The organism is Rhizobium sp. AAP43, assembly GCF_001296045.1.
GTDB lineage: Bacteria > Pseudomonadota > Alphaproteobacteria > Rhizobiales > Rhizobiaceae > Allorhizobium.
In genome coordinates this window covers 40,500-54,520 of sequence record NZ_LJHS01000045.1, presented here as the reverse complement: position 1 = coordinate 54,520, position 14,021 = coordinate 40,500, and the positions used below count along the sequence as shown (strand labels likewise).

17 protein-coding genes and 1 riboswitch are annotated in these 14,021 nt (G+C 59.3%); of the genes, 8 read left to right on the top strand and 9 right to left on the bottom strand.

The genetic code is table 11. The features are described 5' to 3' along the window. Positions 1–28: 28 nt before the first annotated feature. Entirely contained in the window at positions 29–772 is a 744-nt protein-coding gene (rutB, locus tag IP76_RS19720) for a pyrimidine utilization protein B (protein ID WP_054159950.1), read from the bottom strand. Then, entirely contained in the window at positions 769–1,860 is a 1,092-nt protein-coding gene (rutA, locus tag IP76_RS19715; protein ID WP_054159949.1) for a pyrimidine utilization protein A, read from the bottom strand. Before rutA ends, rutB begins: the two co-directional genes overlap by 4 nt. 444 nt (positions 1,861–2,304) lie before the next feature. On the opposite strand from rutA, the gene sufA reads away from it, so the two are divergent. From sufA to IP76_RS19695, 4 genes are all read left to right on the top strand, one after another. Beyond that, positions 2,305–2,691, top strand: coding sequence for a Fe-S cluster assembly scaffold SufA (gene sufA, locus IP76_RS19710; RefSeq protein ID WP_054160021.1), 387 nt, complete (start codon positions 2,305–2,307; stop codon positions 2,689–2,691). A 154-nt stretch (positions 2,692–2,845) separates the two neighbouring features. Beyond that, positions 2,846–3,586 carry a LuxR family transcriptional regulator gene (locus tag IP76_RS19705; RefSeq protein WP_054159948.1) on the top strand — a complete coding sequence of 247 codons (741 nt, stop codon included), beginning with the start codon at positions 2,846–2,848 and terminating at the stop codon, positions 3,584–3,586. A 71-nt stretch (positions 3,587–3,657) separates the two neighbouring features. Further along, positions 3,658–4,359 (top strand): acyl-homoserine-lactone synthase, encoded by a 702-nt coding sequence (locus IP76_RS19700; RefSeq protein WP_054159947.1) that lies wholly within the window; start codon positions 3,658–3,660, stop codon positions 4,357–4,359. A gap of 1 nt (position 4,360) precedes the next feature. Further along, positions 4,361–4,570, top strand: coding sequence for a hypothetical protein (locus tag IP76_RS19695; protein WP_054159946.1), 210 nt, complete (start codon positions 4,361–4,363; stop codon positions 4,568–4,570). A gap of 6 nt (positions 4,571–4,576) precedes the next feature. On the opposite strand, the gene IP76_RS19690 is transcribed toward IP76_RS19695, so the two are convergent. The 6 genes from IP76_RS19690 to gcvT all read right to left on the bottom strand — a co-directional run bounded on the left by IP76_RS19690 (position 4,577) and on the right by gcvT (position 10,546). Beyond that, a complete protein-coding gene (locus IP76_RS19690) occupies positions 4,577–4,879 on the bottom strand; it encodes a hypothetical protein (protein ID WP_054159945.1) in 303 nt (100 codons plus the stop codon). Positions 4,880–5,101: 222 nt separating this feature from the next. Then, positions 5,102–5,428 carry a flagellar basal body rod protein FlgC gene (locus IP76_RS19685; RefSeq protein WP_054159944.1) on the bottom strand — a complete coding sequence of 109 codons (327 nt, stop codon included), beginning with the start codon at positions 5,426–5,428 and terminating at the stop codon, positions 5,102–5,104. Positions 5,429–5,621: 193 nt separating this feature from the next. Beyond that, positions 5,622–5,948, bottom strand: a complete 327-nt coding sequence (locus tag IP76_RS19680; protein ID WP_054159943.1) for a DUF1236 domain-containing protein — start codon at positions 5,946–5,948, stop codon at positions 5,622–5,624. Between the two features lie 139 nt (positions 5,949–6,087). Then, on the bottom strand, positions 6,088–8,946 hold the full coding sequence (gene gcvP, locus IP76_RS19675; protein WP_054159942.1) for an aminomethyl-transferring glycine dehydrogenase: 2,859 nt from the start codon (positions 8,944–8,946) through the stop codon (positions 6,088–6,090). Continuing rightward, positions 8,946–9,308, bottom strand: a complete 363-nt coding sequence (gene gcvH / locus IP76_RS19670) for a glycine cleavage system protein GcvH (protein ID WP_054159941.1) — start codon at positions 9,306–9,308, stop codon at positions 8,946–8,948. Before gcvH ends, gcvP begins: the two co-directional genes overlap by 1 nt. 98 nt (positions 9,309–9,406) lie before the next feature. After that, a complete protein-coding gene (gcvT, locus tag IP76_RS19665; protein WP_054159940.1) occupies positions 9,407–10,546 on the bottom strand; it encodes a glycine cleavage system aminomethyltransferase GcvT in 1,140 nt (379 codons plus the stop codon). A 147-nt stretch (positions 10,547–10,693) separates the two neighbouring features. Next, a riboswitch (glycine riboswitch) is annotated at positions 10,694–10,781 on the bottom strand. A gap of 195 nt (positions 10,782–10,976) precedes the next feature. Here gcvT and IP76_RS19660 point away from each other — a divergent pair. Together IP76_RS19660 and IP76_RS19655 are read left to right on the top strand one after the other, a co-directional pair. Continuing rightward, positions 10,977–11,345, top strand: coding sequence for a hypothetical protein (locus tag IP76_RS19660; RefSeq protein ID WP_054159939.1), 369 nt, complete (start codon positions 10,977–10,979; stop codon positions 11,343–11,345). A 66-nt stretch (positions 11,346–11,411) separates the two neighbouring features. Next, positions 11,412–12,461 (top strand): copper chaperone PCu(A)C, encoded by a 1,050-nt coding sequence (locus IP76_RS19655; protein ID WP_054159938.1) that lies wholly within the window; start codon positions 11,412–11,414, stop codon positions 12,459–12,461. A 78-nt stretch (positions 12,462–12,539) separates the two neighbouring features. On the opposite strand, the gene IP76_RS19650 is transcribed toward IP76_RS19655, so the two are convergent. Next, positions 12,540–12,803: a hypothetical protein gene (locus IP76_RS19650; RefSeq protein ID WP_245281517.1), complete on the bottom strand. Its 264-nt coding sequence runs from the start codon at positions 12,801–12,803 to the stop codon at positions 12,540–12,542. Between the two features lie 109 nt (positions 12,804–12,912). Between IP76_RS19650 and IP76_RS19645 the strand changes: the two genes are divergently transcribed. Next, positions 12,913–13,551: a flavodoxin domain-containing protein gene (locus IP76_RS19645; RefSeq protein WP_245281516.1), complete on the top strand. Its 639-nt coding sequence runs from the start codon at positions 12,913–12,915 to the stop codon at positions 13,549–13,551. Positions 13,552–13,607: 56 nt separating this feature from the next. Then, the gene (gene crcB / locus IP76_RS19640) at positions 13,608–13,985 is read left to right on the top strand and encodes a fluoride efflux transporter CrcB (protein WP_054159936.1); all 378 of its coding nucleotides are present in this window, start codon (positions 13,608–13,610) and stop codon (positions 13,983–13,985) included. Positions 13,986–14,021 lie beyond the last annotated feature (36 nt).

The following is a 14,021-nucleotide window of genomic DNA, read 5'->3' as shown; positions in this document are numbered from 1 at the left end:
TCTCTCCGTTTGTTGAATGGTGATGGTATCAAGCGGCGTCGGCAGGGGCTGCCTGTCCGATCGCGCCGCAGAAGTCGCTGACGGTCGCCACCCAGCCGAAGAACTTTTCGACATTGTAGACGGTCGCCTGCTGGATGAAGTCCGGGCCGAGGTGATGGGTCGCGTCCTCGAGCATCACGCCGAAATATTCGAGGTGGAAGGCATCGCGCAGCGAGCTTTCGACACAGACATTGGTGGCAATGCCGACAAAGACGAGGTTGCGGATGCCACGGGCTCTGAGCACCGAGTCCATATTGGTGTTGAAGAAGCCGGAGTAGCGGCTCTTCGGCACCAGGATGTCGCCCGGCTGCGGCTGCAGCTCGTCGACGATCGCATAGTCCCAGGTGCCCTTGGCAAGCAGTTGCCCCTGCAGTTCTGGCCGTGCGCGCATGGTTTTCAGTGCATTCGACTTGTGCCAGTTGGGCGAGCCTGGGCCGCCAGCCTCGACATAATCCTTGTCCCAACCGTTCTGGAAATAGACGACCAGCACGCCGGCAGCCCGTGCCGCCTCAACCGTCTTCTGAATGTTCGCGATCGTGCCCTTGGCCCCAGAAATGTCGAAGCCGGCAAGATCGACATAACCGCCTTCGGTCGAATAGGCATTCTGCATGTCGACCACGACGACGGCCGTTTCCGATGGCTTGAGCGTGATCGGCTCGGGACGGGCCGGAAGCGTGACGCTCTTGGTCAGCTCCGGGCGTGGCTGATAGCCTGCAACAACGGCCTCGCTCATTCGGCGGCCTCCAGCATCTGGTTGACGTGCGCACGGCTCTTCATCAGCGGCTGTACAAACTTGCCGAACTTCTCGACCCCCTCAAGGAAGTCGTCGAAGGTGAGCATCACGCCGCCAGTGCCCGGAACTTCGCTCATCTCGTCAAGCATGGCGGCGACTTCCGCATAGGAGCCAATCAGCGTGCCCATGTTGATGTTGACCGCAGACACCGGGTTCGCCATGTGCCGGACATTGGTGTCGGAACCGGATTTTGTGTCGACCGCACTCTGCAGGCCGAGCCATTTGATGGCTTCCTCGTCGGCACCTGCCTTGTAGTGCTCCCACTTGGCGAAGGCCTCTTCGGTCGTTTCTTCGGCGATCACCATGGTCAGAACGAAGGAGCGCACGTCGCGACCCGTCTTTTCGGTGGCGGCGAGCAGGCGTTCATTGGTAGGGGCGAAGGCCTTGGGCGTGTTCACGCCGACGCCAAAGCAGAAGCTGTAGTCGGCGAACTGGGCAGAGAAGGCCATGCCGGCATTGGAAGAGCCGGCGCAGATCAGCTTCACATCGCCTTCCGGGATCGGTTTCATTTGGCAATCATCCATCTGGAAATGCTTGCCCTTGAGATCCGATCGGCCGGTGGTGAGCAGGTCTTTCAGAACGGTCGTGTATTCGGTCAGATATTCATAGCGGTCGGAGAAATAATCGTCGCCGGGCCACAGCCCCATCTGGCTGTATTCCGGACGTTGCCAGCCGGTGACCAGATTGACCCCGAACCGGCCGCCGGAGATCGAATCAATCGTCGTTGCCATGCGCGCAACGATGGCCGGGGGCATGATGAGGGTGGCGGCGGTGCCAAAAAGCTTGATCTTTGACGTGACGGCGGCAAGGCCGGCCATCAGCGTGAAACTCTCGAGATTGTAGTCCCAGAACTCTGTCTTGCCGCCGAATCCGCGCAGCTTGATCATCGAGAGCGCGAAGTCGAAACCGTAGGATTCGGCCTTCAGCGTGATCGCCTTGTTCAGCGCGAAGCTCGGTTTGTACTGCGGGGCATTCTCCGACAAAAGCCAGCCATTATTGCCGATCGGGATGAAGACGCCGATTTCCATATCCTGTTCTCCGCTTCTGGAGGCGCGCTAAGCGCCGTTTTTGTTCGCAGATAACGAAGCAAATGGCGTGCCAATCTGAAAAGAATAATAGAATCAATGTATTGGATTTTTTGTCGGAAAATATTTTACCGAATGGTCAAAATTTTCGCGAAAGTCGGCGTCTTTGCTCGTGTTTGCATCCATCTCCTCTGCACGCTGCGTCATTTTTGATCGTGGTCAAATGCGCCCCGGCTGCAACCGGGGATCCAAGCTTCTGATAACAAGCGTGTTTTAGAAAATATCCGGCTTGCCCACGGATTGATCACGATGACCTGCGTGGACCTGGGGGAGACGGGAAACCCGTTCGTGGATGCGCGCCTACGCTATTGAACCAACGAGGCTGGTCTCTTACATTGCGCGGAGAAACGCCGGACCTTGAACCCGGTGGTTGATGGAGTAGTGCCGATGGCCTTTCAAGTGATGACCCTCAGCGATGCGGCGGCCGCACGCGTAAAAGCGATCGTCGAGCATTCCGGTCCCGATGCCAAGGGTATCCGGGTCGGTATCAAGAAGGGTGGCTGTGCCGGGATGGAGTACACCATCGATCTGGTGACCGAGCCTAACGGCCGTGACGACCGCATCGAAAAGGATGGTGCTACGGTCTGGATTGACCCGGCAGCCGTGCTTTATCTGTTGGGTACCGAGATGGGGTTCGAAACCACGACCTTGCGCTCAGGCTTTACCTTCCACAATCCGAACCAGACCTCGGCCTGCGGTTGCGGTGAATCGGTAGAACTGAAAGCCGCGGATCTGGCCGATCTTGCGGAACGGCGGCAAGCCGAGCAGGCATAAGTCGCGCCAGACAGTGCCGTGGGTGATCTGTTTTCACTCACACGATGATTTCCCCTTAAATTGCAGGGATACCGTAGGTCGCTAATGCAGCATTCCGACACGTGTGCTAGCGTGAACCTGAAAGCTATTTTCTGTACTTGTGTCGGGGGCGACAATGGTGGGGCGGCAAGTGGCAGCGAATGCCATGTTCGATTTCATTTCGGAATGTGCGAACGCGAGTAACAAGGCGGCAGTCCTGTCCAGTCTTGGCCGGGCAGCAGACGCCTTCGGGATGGACTGCTATGCTATTTCGGGTATTCCGCTGCCAAATGAGCGGATTGACCCATACTTCATGCTGAGTGCCTGGCCGGAAGAGTGGTTTGAGCGCTATGTCAACGAAAACTATGTGCATGTGGACCCGGTGATCCACCGGACTCGCATGTCGGACGAGGCCTTTGTATGGTCCGAGGCCCTTGCCACGGAGCCGCTCTCCCGGACAGCCCGAAAGGTCATGAACGAGGCGACGGAGTTCGGAATGATGGACGGCTACAGCGTTCCTCTGCACTCCGTCGGCGGTTTTCAGGCCATCGTCACCTTCGGGGCCCGCAAGGTTGACCTCTCGGATGCGCAAAGGGGTGCGCTTCAGATCATCTCGATCTATGCACACAACAAGCTTCGCGCCTTCATGGCGGAGCCCGATACCCGTCGCATGGCCGCAGCATTGAAGGTTACCCCGCGCGAGCGTGAGGTAATCATGTGGTGTGCAGCGGGTAAGACGAACTGGGAAATCGGCCAGATTCTCGGCATCTCGGAGAAAACCGTCCAGCATGAAGTTGCGTCTGCAAGCCGCAGGTTGAATAGTGTCAATCGTGCGCAACTGATTGCCGAGGCGATACGACTCGGCATCATTCGTTAAGTAGGCGAAACGGCCTATTTGGATCGTGCCATGCCTGAAGCATTCTCTCTCAAAATTGAGAGGTATGGGACATGTTGGTGACGATCCTCGGTTCCCACGGTGGGGCCAATCATCAGCTGATGGAGAAGATCTGGCGCTTCCGGCATGCGCAGTTTGTCGAGCGTCTCGGCTGGACGGCCATCCGCCGTCCTGATGGGCGGGAAATCGATCAGTTCGATACGCCCGATGCCATTCATCTTCCGCTTCTCATCGATGGCGAGGTTGGGGGCTACAGTCGCCTGCTGCCGACAATGGGGCCGCATCTTCTCTCGGATGTCTATCCTCATTTGATGGATGGCGCGGAGTGGCCCCGTGGCAATCGGATCTATGAGTGGACGCGCTGTATCGCTGCGGTCTCGGACGCGCGGATCGCCAATGTGCCGCTCTCGCATATCCTGATGACTGGTGTGCTCGAATATTGCCTCGTTGCGGGGATCGATCAGTTGATCGTCCAGACGCACCCCAAACTGGTCAATCTTCTGGTCAGCACCGGCTGGGATGTGATGCCGCTTGCCGCACCCAGCGTGCTTGATGGCTCATTGATTGTGCCGATCAGCGCAAAGCCTTCCGCGCGGGGGCTGTTGAAGCACCACGAACTCTACGCAATCACGGGCAGCGTTCTCGACCTTGAACTTTCGCCCGGAAATCCCTTCGGCATGGGCGCTCTGAGAAGGCTTCCCTATGCCGATGAAATGCACGGCATTGTCGAATACCACAGAATGGCAGGAGAATGAGATGAAGAACGCCCAGTTTCCATCCTCGGATATCTACGTACGTTCAATCGTCGGGGAGCAGGTTCGTAGCTTGAGAGAAATCATCCACAGTGTCTCGCTGAAGGAGCCTCTCAGTGAAGAGACGTTGTTTCTCGACCACTTGCTCGAAATGGTATCGCTTGCAACAAGCGCAACGGCTCTAGAGGCGTCTTCAAGCATTCGCCACGGTTGAGATCGGTCACATGCCGGCGGCGAGACGCCTCGGCATGTCCTTACGCTCGCACAAGGCCAATTCGTCCCTCAATGCCTCGATGCCGCAGAGTATGTGATTGCGGGCGACATCCTGGGCTGTGTCTGCAGCAAAAAGGTCGTCTACGGCGAGAGTGATGAGTTCGATGCAATCATCGACATAATCATTCGTGACGACAGGGCTGAGTGCTTCGGCGAGGGCGTGCTGGAAGGAGGCGTCGAACTGTGCACGAGACACACGCTCGGCAGACATGACGAGTTTGCTGAGACTATCGATATACGGGTCGAACATGGCTCATCCTGTGGGCAAACGGTGGCAACCGTCTGATTTGGTCTCACGAAGATGGTGCTTTCAAGCCGGATGCGCGCAAATCGTACGCAGCAGATACCATGCCCGCTGCTTTTTTTGGGCTGTCGACAGTTTGAACCCGGAGGGGTGGTCCTGCTTCCTTCGTCTCAAATGCATCTCGGGTCCGGCGGGAGGAGGATGAGGCAGGTGCAAACTGCAGACGAATCAGTCGCGGACGATGGTCTTCAACATATCCCACATGTCGGCACCGGTTTCCCAGACGGCAGCATTGGCTTTGAAGGCCGTCTCTGCAGTCATCACAGACAGAATCTCCGTGGTGAGATCGACATTGGAGGCCTCGGCGGAGATCGCGCCACCCGAGGGCTCAACACTTGCCCTCACTCCGCCGCCTTCGACGGACGAAAACTTGGTCTCTAGCCGATTGTAGCCGGGTGTCGAGACATTGGCGATATTGTTCGCTGTGGCGGCCAGCCGTGTCTGCTGCGCCTGCATCCCGGAGAGGGAAATTCCCATGACGGCCGAAAGGCTCATTGGCTGATCCTGCAACTGGCGTTTCCAAGAAGCAGTATTAGCGGGTCACCATTAGGAAAGTCTGAAAAAACAGTCTTGCCAGAAAGTGGATGCGGTTGCCGGCCTGCTCCGTTTCGGGACGGAAAGGGACGCTGGCTCTAAGAAAAGCCCGGCGCGGTGCGCCGGGCTCTCAAAGATCAAACTCCTGCAACCGTCATTCGACGATCTGGATGATCTGACGGGTCTGTGGATCGACGATCACGCGTCGATCATTGACCACGGTGTATGCATAACCCTCATAACCATCGACGGGATAGAGCTCGACCGGGTCTTCAATGACACGGCCGATCAGCACGTCACCTTCGTAAGGCACCGAGCGCACTTCGCGCTGCATGACATAGGTTTCGACCGGTGCCGGCACCACGATGGTCGACTGAGTGGCGACCGGAGCCTGCTGGATGATGACAGTTTCCTGCGCATTGGCCGACGCCGAGAGCGTCATGAGTGCCGCTGCACCAGCGAGGATAAGAGTATTGCGCATGTCTGTTCTCCTGTGTTGGACAGGTTGAAGAACGGGCGCCCGAGCATTCCGTTCCATCACAGGGTTTGTCGGTGTGTAATCACAAATGAAAAACGCCGCCTCAAGGGCGGCGTTCAGGAGGCGATTTGAGGGCTGGCCGTTACTCGGCAGCTTCCGCGTAGGCTTCCATCGGCGGGCAGGTGCAAACCAGGTTGCGGTCGCCATAGACATTGTCGACGCGGTTGACCGACGACCAGTACTTGTCCACCCGGAAGGCGCCTGGCGGGTAGCAGGCCTGTTCGCGGCTATAGGGACGATCCCATTGGCCGACGAGGTCTTCCACCGTATGCGGGGCGTTCTTCAGCGGATTGTTGGCCTTGTCCATCCGGCCTTCTTCGATGTCGCGGGCTTCCTCGCGGATCGCCAGCATCGCATCGCAGAAGCGATCGACTTCGGCCTTGGTCTCCGATTCCGTCGGCTCGATCATCAGCGTGCCGGCAACCGGCCAGCTCATGGTCGGTGCGTGGAAGCCGCAGTCGATCAGCCGCTTGGCGACGTCGTCGACGGTGACACCGGCGGAGGCCTGCAGAGGGCGGGTGTCGATGATGCATTCATGCGCCACGCGACCCGAGGCCGACGTGTAAAGCACGTCATAGGCACCCTTCAGCCGCGCCGCAATGTAGTTGGCGTTGAGGATCGCGACCTTGGTTGCCTGCGTCAGGCCTTCGCCACCCATCATCAGGCAGTAGGACCAACTGATCGGCAGGATCGACGGCGATCCGTAAGGGCCAGCCGAGACCGCACCCGGACGACCATCGGTCGACACATGGCCTGGCAGGAAGGGCGCGAGATGCGCCTTGACGCCGATCGGACCCATGCCCGGACCACCGCCGCCATGCGGGATGCAGAAGGTCTTGTGCAGGTTGAGGTGGGAGACGTCAGAGCCGATGTCGCCGGGCCTGGATACGCCGACCATGGCGTTCATATTGGCCCCGTCGAGATAGACCTGACCGCCATGCTGATGGGTGATCTCGCAGATCTCGCGCACCGTCTCCTCGAACACGCCATGCGTGGAAGGATAGGTGATCATGCAGCAGGAGAGGTTGTCTGCATGCTGTCCCGCCTTGGCGCGGAAGTCGTCGAGATCGACGTCGCCGTTTTCCTTCGACTTGACCGGCACAACCGTCATGCCGACCATCTGGGCGGAAGCCGGGTTGGTGCCATGCGCAGACGTCGGGATCAGGCAGACGGTGCGATGCGTGTCGCCCCGCGACAGGTGATAGGCGCGGATCGTCAGAAGTCCCGCGTACTCACCTTGCGCACCCGAATTCGGCTGCATCGAAATTGCGTCATAGCCTGTGACCGCGCAGAGCTTCTCCGAGAGATCGTCGATCATCTCCTTGTAACCAAGCGTCTGATCGGCCGGCGCGAAGGGGTGGATGTCGGAGAATTCCGGCCAGGTGATCGGCAACATTTCTGCTGTGGCGTTCAGCTTCATCGTGCAGGAGCCGAGCGGGATCATGGCCCGGTCGAGCGCAAGGTCGCGGTCCGAGAGCCGGCGGATATAGCGGGTCATCTCGCTTTCGGCGCGGTTCATGTGGAAGATCGGATGCGTGAGGTAGTCACTGGTGCGCAGCAGATCTTTCGGCAGGCGATAGTCTGCAGAGAAGTCTTCGACCTTGAAACTGCCGCCGAAAGCACGCCAGACGGCTTCGAGTGTGGCTGGACGGCTGCGCTCGTCGAGCGAAATGCCGACCTTGGTCTCGCCGACCTTGCGCAGGTTCACACCTTCGGCGACAGCCGCGCGCATCACGAGGCCCTGCATATGGCCGACTTCGACAGTGATTGTATCGAAGAAGGTTTCAGGCTCTATCCTGTAGCCGAGCTTCTCCAAGCCCTTGGCCAGGATGACCGTCTTCTGATGCACCTGCTGGGCAATTGCCTTCAGGCCCTTGGGACCATGGAAGACGGCATACATCGAGGCCATGACGGCGAGCAGAACCTGCGCTGTGCAGATGTTCGACGTCGCCTTTTCGCGGCGGATATGCTGTTCGCGGGTCTGCAGCGACAGGCGATAGGCGCGGTTGCCGCGCGCATCGACGGACACGCCGACGAGACGGCCGGGCATGGAGCGCTTGATCGCGTCCTTGACCGCCATATAGGCCGCATGCGGGCCGCCGTAACCCATGGGAACGCCGAAGCGCTGGGTAGAACCGATCGCGATATCGGCACCCATTTCACCGGGGGACTTCAAGAGCAGCAGCGCCATGATGTCGGCGGCGACAGCGGCGAGCGCGCCGGTCTGGTGCAGACGGGCGATCAGGCCGGAGAAGTCACGGACATGACCGTGCGTGCCCGGATACTGAAAGATCGCGCCGAAGACTTCGGTTGGGTCGAGATCGGTGAAGGGGTCGCCGACGGTAACGGTCCAGCCGAGCGGCTCGGCGCGGGTCTGGATGACGGCGATGGTCTGTGGGTGGCAGTCCTTGTCGACAAAGAAGCCGGTCGCCTTGGTCTTGGCGCTGCGCTGGCAGAGTGCCATGGCTTCGGCAGCAGCGGTCGCTTCATCCAGCAGCGAGGCATTGGCCACGTCGAGACCGGTCAGATCCGTCACCATGGTCTGGAAGTTGAGGAGTGCCTCGAGGCGGCCCTGACTGATTTCCGGCTGGTAGGGCGTGTAAGCTGTGTACCAGGCCGGGTTTTCCAGAATATTGCGCTGGATAACCGGCGGCGTGATGGTGCCGTAATAGCCCTGGCCAATCAGCGAGGTCAGAGCCAGGTTCTTGTTGGCGGTCTCGCGCAGCTTGTCGAGGGCCTCGCGCTCGGTCATCGCCTGGCTCCAGGTGAGCGGGACCGTCTGGCGGATTGAGGCGGGAACCGTCGCATCGATCAGCTCGTCGAGCGTGTGGTAGCCGATCACCTTGAGCATCTCGGTCATTTCGGCCGGCGAAGGGCCGATATGACGACGATTGGCGAAATCGTAAGGATCGTAATCCGTGAACTGAAATTCCGTGGTCATTACGCGATCAGCTCCTTGTAGGCGGCCTCATCGAGCAGGGCGTCGGCGTCAGCGGGGTTCGCGAGCTTCAGCTTGAAGAACCAGGCAGCCCCTTCCGGATCGGAATTGACCAGCGACGGATCGTCGACGATCGCCTGATTGATCTCGACCACGTCGCCATCGAGCGGGCAGTAGACGTCGGAGGCAGCCTTGACGCTCTCGACGGTCGCAGCGGTGCCGTCCTTCTTGAAGCTTGCACCTTCCTCCGGCAGTTCGACGAAGACGAGATCGCCGAGCTGGCCTGCGGCATGGGTGGTAATGCCGACGGTGGCAACGCCGTCTTCAATCTTCAGCCATTCGTGTTCTGCAGTGAATTTCAACATTGTTTGTTCCTCTCGTGTGTTTGTCGGTGTGTCGATGCTGCGCACTTGCCTCTCATTCGGCAGGGGGATGAGGGGCAGCACAATGCAAGTTCATCGTGTCAGCGTTTGTAGGTTGGGGTTACAAAGGGCAGAGCCGTGACGGTGAGGGGCAGATACTTGCCACGCACCTCAGCGAAAACCTGCGTGCCGGCCTCGGCCATCTCCGTCGGTACATAACCCATGGCGATCGGCCCCTCGGCACTGGGACCGAAACCGCCGGAGGACACGTGACCGATTTCGATTGAGCCGTCCGCATCGGCAAAGAGCTTTGCCGGTGGGCGCACGGGTGCCTTGCCCTCGGGCTTCAACCCGACGCGGCGGCGGGAAACGCCATTCTCGAGCTCTCCGAGAATGCGCTCGGCACCTGGAAAGCCGCCCTCGCGGGCGCCGCCCGAACGACGGACCTTCTGGATGCCCCATTCGATCGAGGCTTCGACTGGCGACGTGGTGGTGTCGATGTCATTGCCATAGAGGCAGAGACCGGCCTCGAGCCGCAGCGAATCGCGTGCGCCGAGGCCAATTGGCTGACAGTCCGGGTTGTCGAGCAGCGCCTTGGCAAGGTCGGTGGCGCGGTCTTCGGGCACCGAGATCTCGAAACCATCCTCGCCGGAATAGCCGGTGCGTGACACCAGGACAGGGATGTCGCCCAGGGCAAGCTCGCGAACATCCATGAACTTCATGGCGGCGACATCAGGGTTGAGCGTTGCTAGAACTGCTTCCGCCTTCGGCCCCTGCAGGGCAAGTAGCGCGCGGTCGTCATGCACGAGAACCTTGACGCCTGCCGGAAGCTTCGCCCTGAGATGCGCGATATCCGCATCTTTGCAGCCAGCATTGACGACGACCAGCAGGCGCTCGCCGAGCCGCGAAATCATCAGATCGTCGAGAATGCCGCCATTGTCGTCGGTGAAGAAGCCATAGCGCTGGCGTCGGTTCTTGAGGCCAAGGATATCGACGGGAACCAGCGTTTCCAGCGCCTTGGCCGCGTCCTCATAGGTGCCGGAGGCAGCGACGAGTTCGACCTGACCCATATGGGAAACGTCGAAGAGGCCGGCTGCAGCGCGGGTGTGCAGATGTTCCTTTAGTACGCCGGCCGGATACTGCACCGGCATGTCGTAGCCGGCAAAGGGCACCATCTTGGCGCCGAGCGACACATGAAAATCGTAAAGGGGGGTGCGTTTCAGTTGGGTCTGATCGTCCAAGACGTCGCCTCCGGGTTCGCGCTCACGCGCTTGCTCAAGTCTGGGCACGGTTGTGCCGGTTCATGAGCCCCCTCTGTCCTTGTGCCTGAGATTGTTATCCCTTCGGCTTGGCCCGCGTTGGAAACGGGCCTCTCTCCAGAGTGCAGTCGACGCCTTGTGGTCCTTTTGCCTGAGAGTTTCCGGGGCGGTTGCTCCTTCGGCACCGGATTGAACCGGTTTCTCCCAACAAGGTCTTGGCGGCATTATCCGGTTGCGGGGTGACTTGGCAAGGGGGCGCGTCGCTCACGAGCAGATTTTTGTCGTGTCAGCGCCATAGCCGCCTGCGGGAGTATCGCTGAATGGTGGTTAGCCTTTCCATACCCACGCGGCATCTCGTCGCTTGGCTTCGGCCAAGCATCGCGCTAAAGCAGACGTCGAGACGAGGACGGCGATGAAGACGAAGTCACACCCTGCGGCAAAGATCCTGCGCATTCTGTGCGCCATGGTCTTCCTGTCGGTGGGTTTTGCCCATCGCACGCCAGCGGCAATTGCGACTGATTTCCAGTCCGCTGCCTATAGTCTGCCAGATGGCACCTTTGCAGATCTGTGCATTGCAGATCGCGGCCATACCCGAAGCCACCAGACCGGTGATTGTGAGGCGTGCCGGTTGGCCGGCGCCGTGCTTTTGCCGGTGCCTTGTGATGGCTGGCTCATCTCCGCATTCCAGAGCCTTGGCAAGGCCGATGCCGCTGAGGCTCGTCCGTATGTCCCTCAAGCCTCCGAGCAGCCGCGCTCCCGGGGGCCCCCGCTATCCGCCTGATCTGATCTTCACCTTGAAAAGACAGTATCGCCGCTGGCCCACGAGGCGCGGCACGGAGAGATATCCATGAAAACCCAGGTTATTTTCGCAACTGCCATGCTGACGCTGGCATCCTCGACGGCCGCTCTGGCGCATGCAAGCTTTGCCAATCAGCCGGTCAAGATCGGCTCTTACGTCGCCGCCACCCTGCAGGTACCGCATGGCTGTGACGGCAAGGCGACCAATGAGGTTCAGATCAAGCTGCCGGAAGGCTTCATTTCCGCTAAGCCGATGGTCAAGCCTGGCTGGGAGATTGAAATCATCACTGGCGACTACCAGAAAAGCTACGACAATCACGGCAAGGCGATAACCTCTGGTCCGGTGGAGATCCGCTTTAAGAATGGCGAGTTGCCGGACGATTTCTACGATACGTTTGTCGTCTACGGCAAAGTCGCAGCCGGCGATCCGGCAACCGGCCTTGCTTTCCCCACCGTGCAATTGTGTGGTGCCAATGCCAAGGTTGCCTGGACCGAGATTGCCGCTCCGGGGCAGGATCCCCATGCCTTGAAGGGGCCGGCACCTGTGCTGGCGGTCGAAGTTGGGCAAGGAAATGAGCATGCGGGTCATGCGGCGCATGCTGCCGACAGTTCCCAAGGTCAGGTTTCCACTGCAGACGCAGCTGGCGGTGCGCACGGAGCCCATGCTGCGCATGCGGGTCACGATGCGCAGATGGCGGATGCCAATCCGGGCGGCTTCGAACCGGTCACCCTGGGCAACCTCGAACTGACCGCCGGTTTCACCAAGGCGATGCTTCCCGGCCAGCCGGTTGGCGGTGGTTTCATCACCGTGACCAACAAGGGTGATGCTGACGACCGCCTCGTGTCAGCAACCTCCGAGCAGGCGGGGGAAGTTCAGCTTCACGAAATGAGCATGCAGGGTGACGTGATGAAGATGCGGCAGCTGAAGGATGGCATCACAATTCCGGCCGGTCAGACCGTCGAACTGGCACCGGGCGGCATGCACATGATGTTCTACAAGGTGGTAAAGCCCTTCAGGCAAGGTGACAGCGTTCCGGTAACCTTGACCTTTGAAAAGGCAGGACAGGTTGAGGTCATGCTGCCGGTCGGGGCGCGCTAACCATCGCAAATCGGCGACGACTTTACATTCGCGGCCATCATGGGCCGCGAAGGGGCGGGGTCACGACCCCGCTTTATGTCAGGTCACCGAGTTCTTGTAGGCCTCGATGGTTTCCTTCAGTGTGGATTGCTCGAAGCGCTTCTGGCTCGACGTCAGAAAGTAGAGCGCGAGGGCTGGCGGCTGCACCACGTTGACCAGGGCCCTTAGCCGTAGGTCCTCGCTCTGCGATGCCTGTTCGGCCAGCAGTCGAGTATGTTCCTCCGCGTAGGATGTTCTTCCTGTACGCAGTGGTGCTTTTACAGGCTCCATAGCATAGGCGGCGGTATGTGCTGAGACTGTCACGACCTGGGTCATCGTTGTTTTCCAGATATTATGTAATGATATTAGGATAACACGCGGTTATCTATGCATCTTTAAGTCGTTCCGGTCGGTTTTATTAAATCTGTAATCAATGATTTTCGAGGATTGCGCCTCCGGATTTGTCCTGAATCAAGTCCTTATCATGCCGTCAGCGCTACATTTTTTGCATCTGACGCACATGGAGGATGTCTGGATGATGATATTGGTTGGCTATGTTTCGATTGAAGGTCAGACGCGCAAGATTGCAGACAGTATTGCTGGAGAGATTGAAGCTGCGGGAGAAAGGGCGTTGCTTTTCGACATCGCCTCACTTGAGGAATACGCCGTTGGACATCCCGAAGCCGCGATCCTCTGTGCGCCGATCCATGCTGGGAAGTACCCGACCGTGTTCCGTGACTTTGTCATGCGAGAGGTGCCCTGGTTGAGCACTGTGCCGACGTCTTTCGTTTCTGTAAGTCTTCTGATCGCAAGCGATGTCGAGGCGGAGCGTCAGGAGGCAAGAGGGTTTGCCGATCATTTCGTTGAAGAAACCGGATGGCGGCCAGCCATGACCCATCACGCAGCCGGGGCCCTGCGGTACCGCGAATATGATTTCTTCAAGCGCTGGATGATGCAACGCATGGCCAGAGAGAGACACGCTCCCACGGATGCCGACGAGGATCACGAATTCACCGATTGGGCGGCGCTCAAATCCTTTGTCGGGACCTTTCTTGCTGCGCCCAAGGCTTGACGCCGACCTGCGGCAGGGGTTTGAAGGCTCTGGTCCTCTTTTGTGCCGGAGACTTCATGTTCAATGTTCTGCTCGTTGCCTTTGGTGGCGCCTTGGGCTCCGTGTGTCGCTACCTGACGGGATTGGCGATGACGCGGCTGCTTGGGCCTGCCTTTCCCTGGGGAACGTTGACGGTCAATGTTGTCGGCTCCTTCGCGATCGGCTTTCTCGCAGAGCTGTTTGCGCGCAAGTTTGATGCCTCAATGGAACTGCGGCTCCTGCTCATTGTCGGCTTCCTCGGCGGTTTCACCACCTTCTCTTCCTTTTCGCTGGATACGCTGGCGTTGGTCGAGCGGGGGGCTGCACTTCAGGGGATGGCCTATATCGCTGGCAGTCTTTTGCTGTCCTTTGCTGCCGTCTTTTCAGGTCTTAGCCTGGGGCGTAGCCTGTTCTGAGCGACCTTTGTCTCATTTCGCTTTCCCTTTAGGGCC

Excerpts from the sequence above, each read along its gene's own strand:
- rutB (WP_054159950.1), bottom strand. The coding sequence starts at position 772 with ATGAGCGAGGCCGTTGTTGCAGGCTATCAGCCACGCCCGGAGCTGACC.
- IP76_RS19690 (WP_054159945.1), bottom strand. The coding sequence starts at position 4,879 with ATGTTCGACCCGTATATCGATAGTCTCAGCAAACTCGTCATGTCTGCC.
- IP76_RS19660 (WP_054159939.1), top strand. The coding sequence starts at position 10,977 with ATGAAGACGAAGTCACACCCTGCGGCAAAGATCCTGCGCATTCTGTGC.
- rutA (WP_054159949.1), bottom strand. The coding sequence starts at position 1,860 with ATGGAAATCGGCGTCTTCATCCCGATCGGCAATAATGGCTGGCTTTTG.
- sufA (WP_054160021.1), top strand. The coding sequence starts at position 2,305 with ATGGCCTTTCAAGTGATGACCCTCAGCGATGCGGCGGCCGCACGCGTA.
- IP76_RS19695 (WP_054159946.1), top strand. The coding sequence starts at position 4,361 with ATGAAGAACGCCCAGTTTCCATCCTCGGATATCTACGTACGTTCAATC.
- gcvH (WP_054159941.1), bottom strand. The coding sequence starts at position 9,308 with ATGTTGAAATTCACTGCAGAACACGAATGGCTGAAGATTGAAGACGGC.
- IP76_RS19655 (WP_054159938.1), top strand. The coding sequence starts at position 11,412 with ATGAAAACCCAGGTTATTTTCGCAACTGCCATGCTGACGCTGGCATCC.
- IP76_RS19700 (WP_054159947.1), top strand. The coding sequence starts at position 3,658 with ATGTTGGTGACGATCCTCGGTTCCCACGGTGGGGCCAATCATCAGCTG.
- IP76_RS19645 (WP_245281516.1), top strand. The coding sequence starts at position 12,913 with ATGATTTTCGAGGATTGCGCCTCCGGATTTGTCCTGAATCAAGTCCTT.
- gcvP (WP_054159942.1), bottom strand. The coding sequence starts at position 8,946 with ATGACCACGGAATTTCAGTTCACGGATTACGATCCTTACGATTTCGCC.
- IP76_RS19680 (WP_054159943.1), bottom strand. The coding sequence starts at position 5,948 with ATGCGCAATACTCTTATCCTCGCTGGTGCAGCGGCACTCATGACGCTC.
- crcB (WP_054159936.1), top strand. The coding sequence starts at position 13,608 with ATGTTCAATGTTCTGCTCGTTGCCTTTGGTGGCGCCTTGGGCTCCGTG.
- IP76_RS19705 (WP_054159948.1), top strand. The coding sequence starts at position 2,846 with ATGGTGGGGCGGCAAGTGGCAGCGAATGCCATGTTCGATTTCATTTCG.
- IP76_RS19685 (WP_054159944.1), bottom strand. The coding sequence starts at position 5,428 with ATGAGCCTTTCGGCCGTCATGGGAATTTCCCTCTCCGGGATGCAGGCG.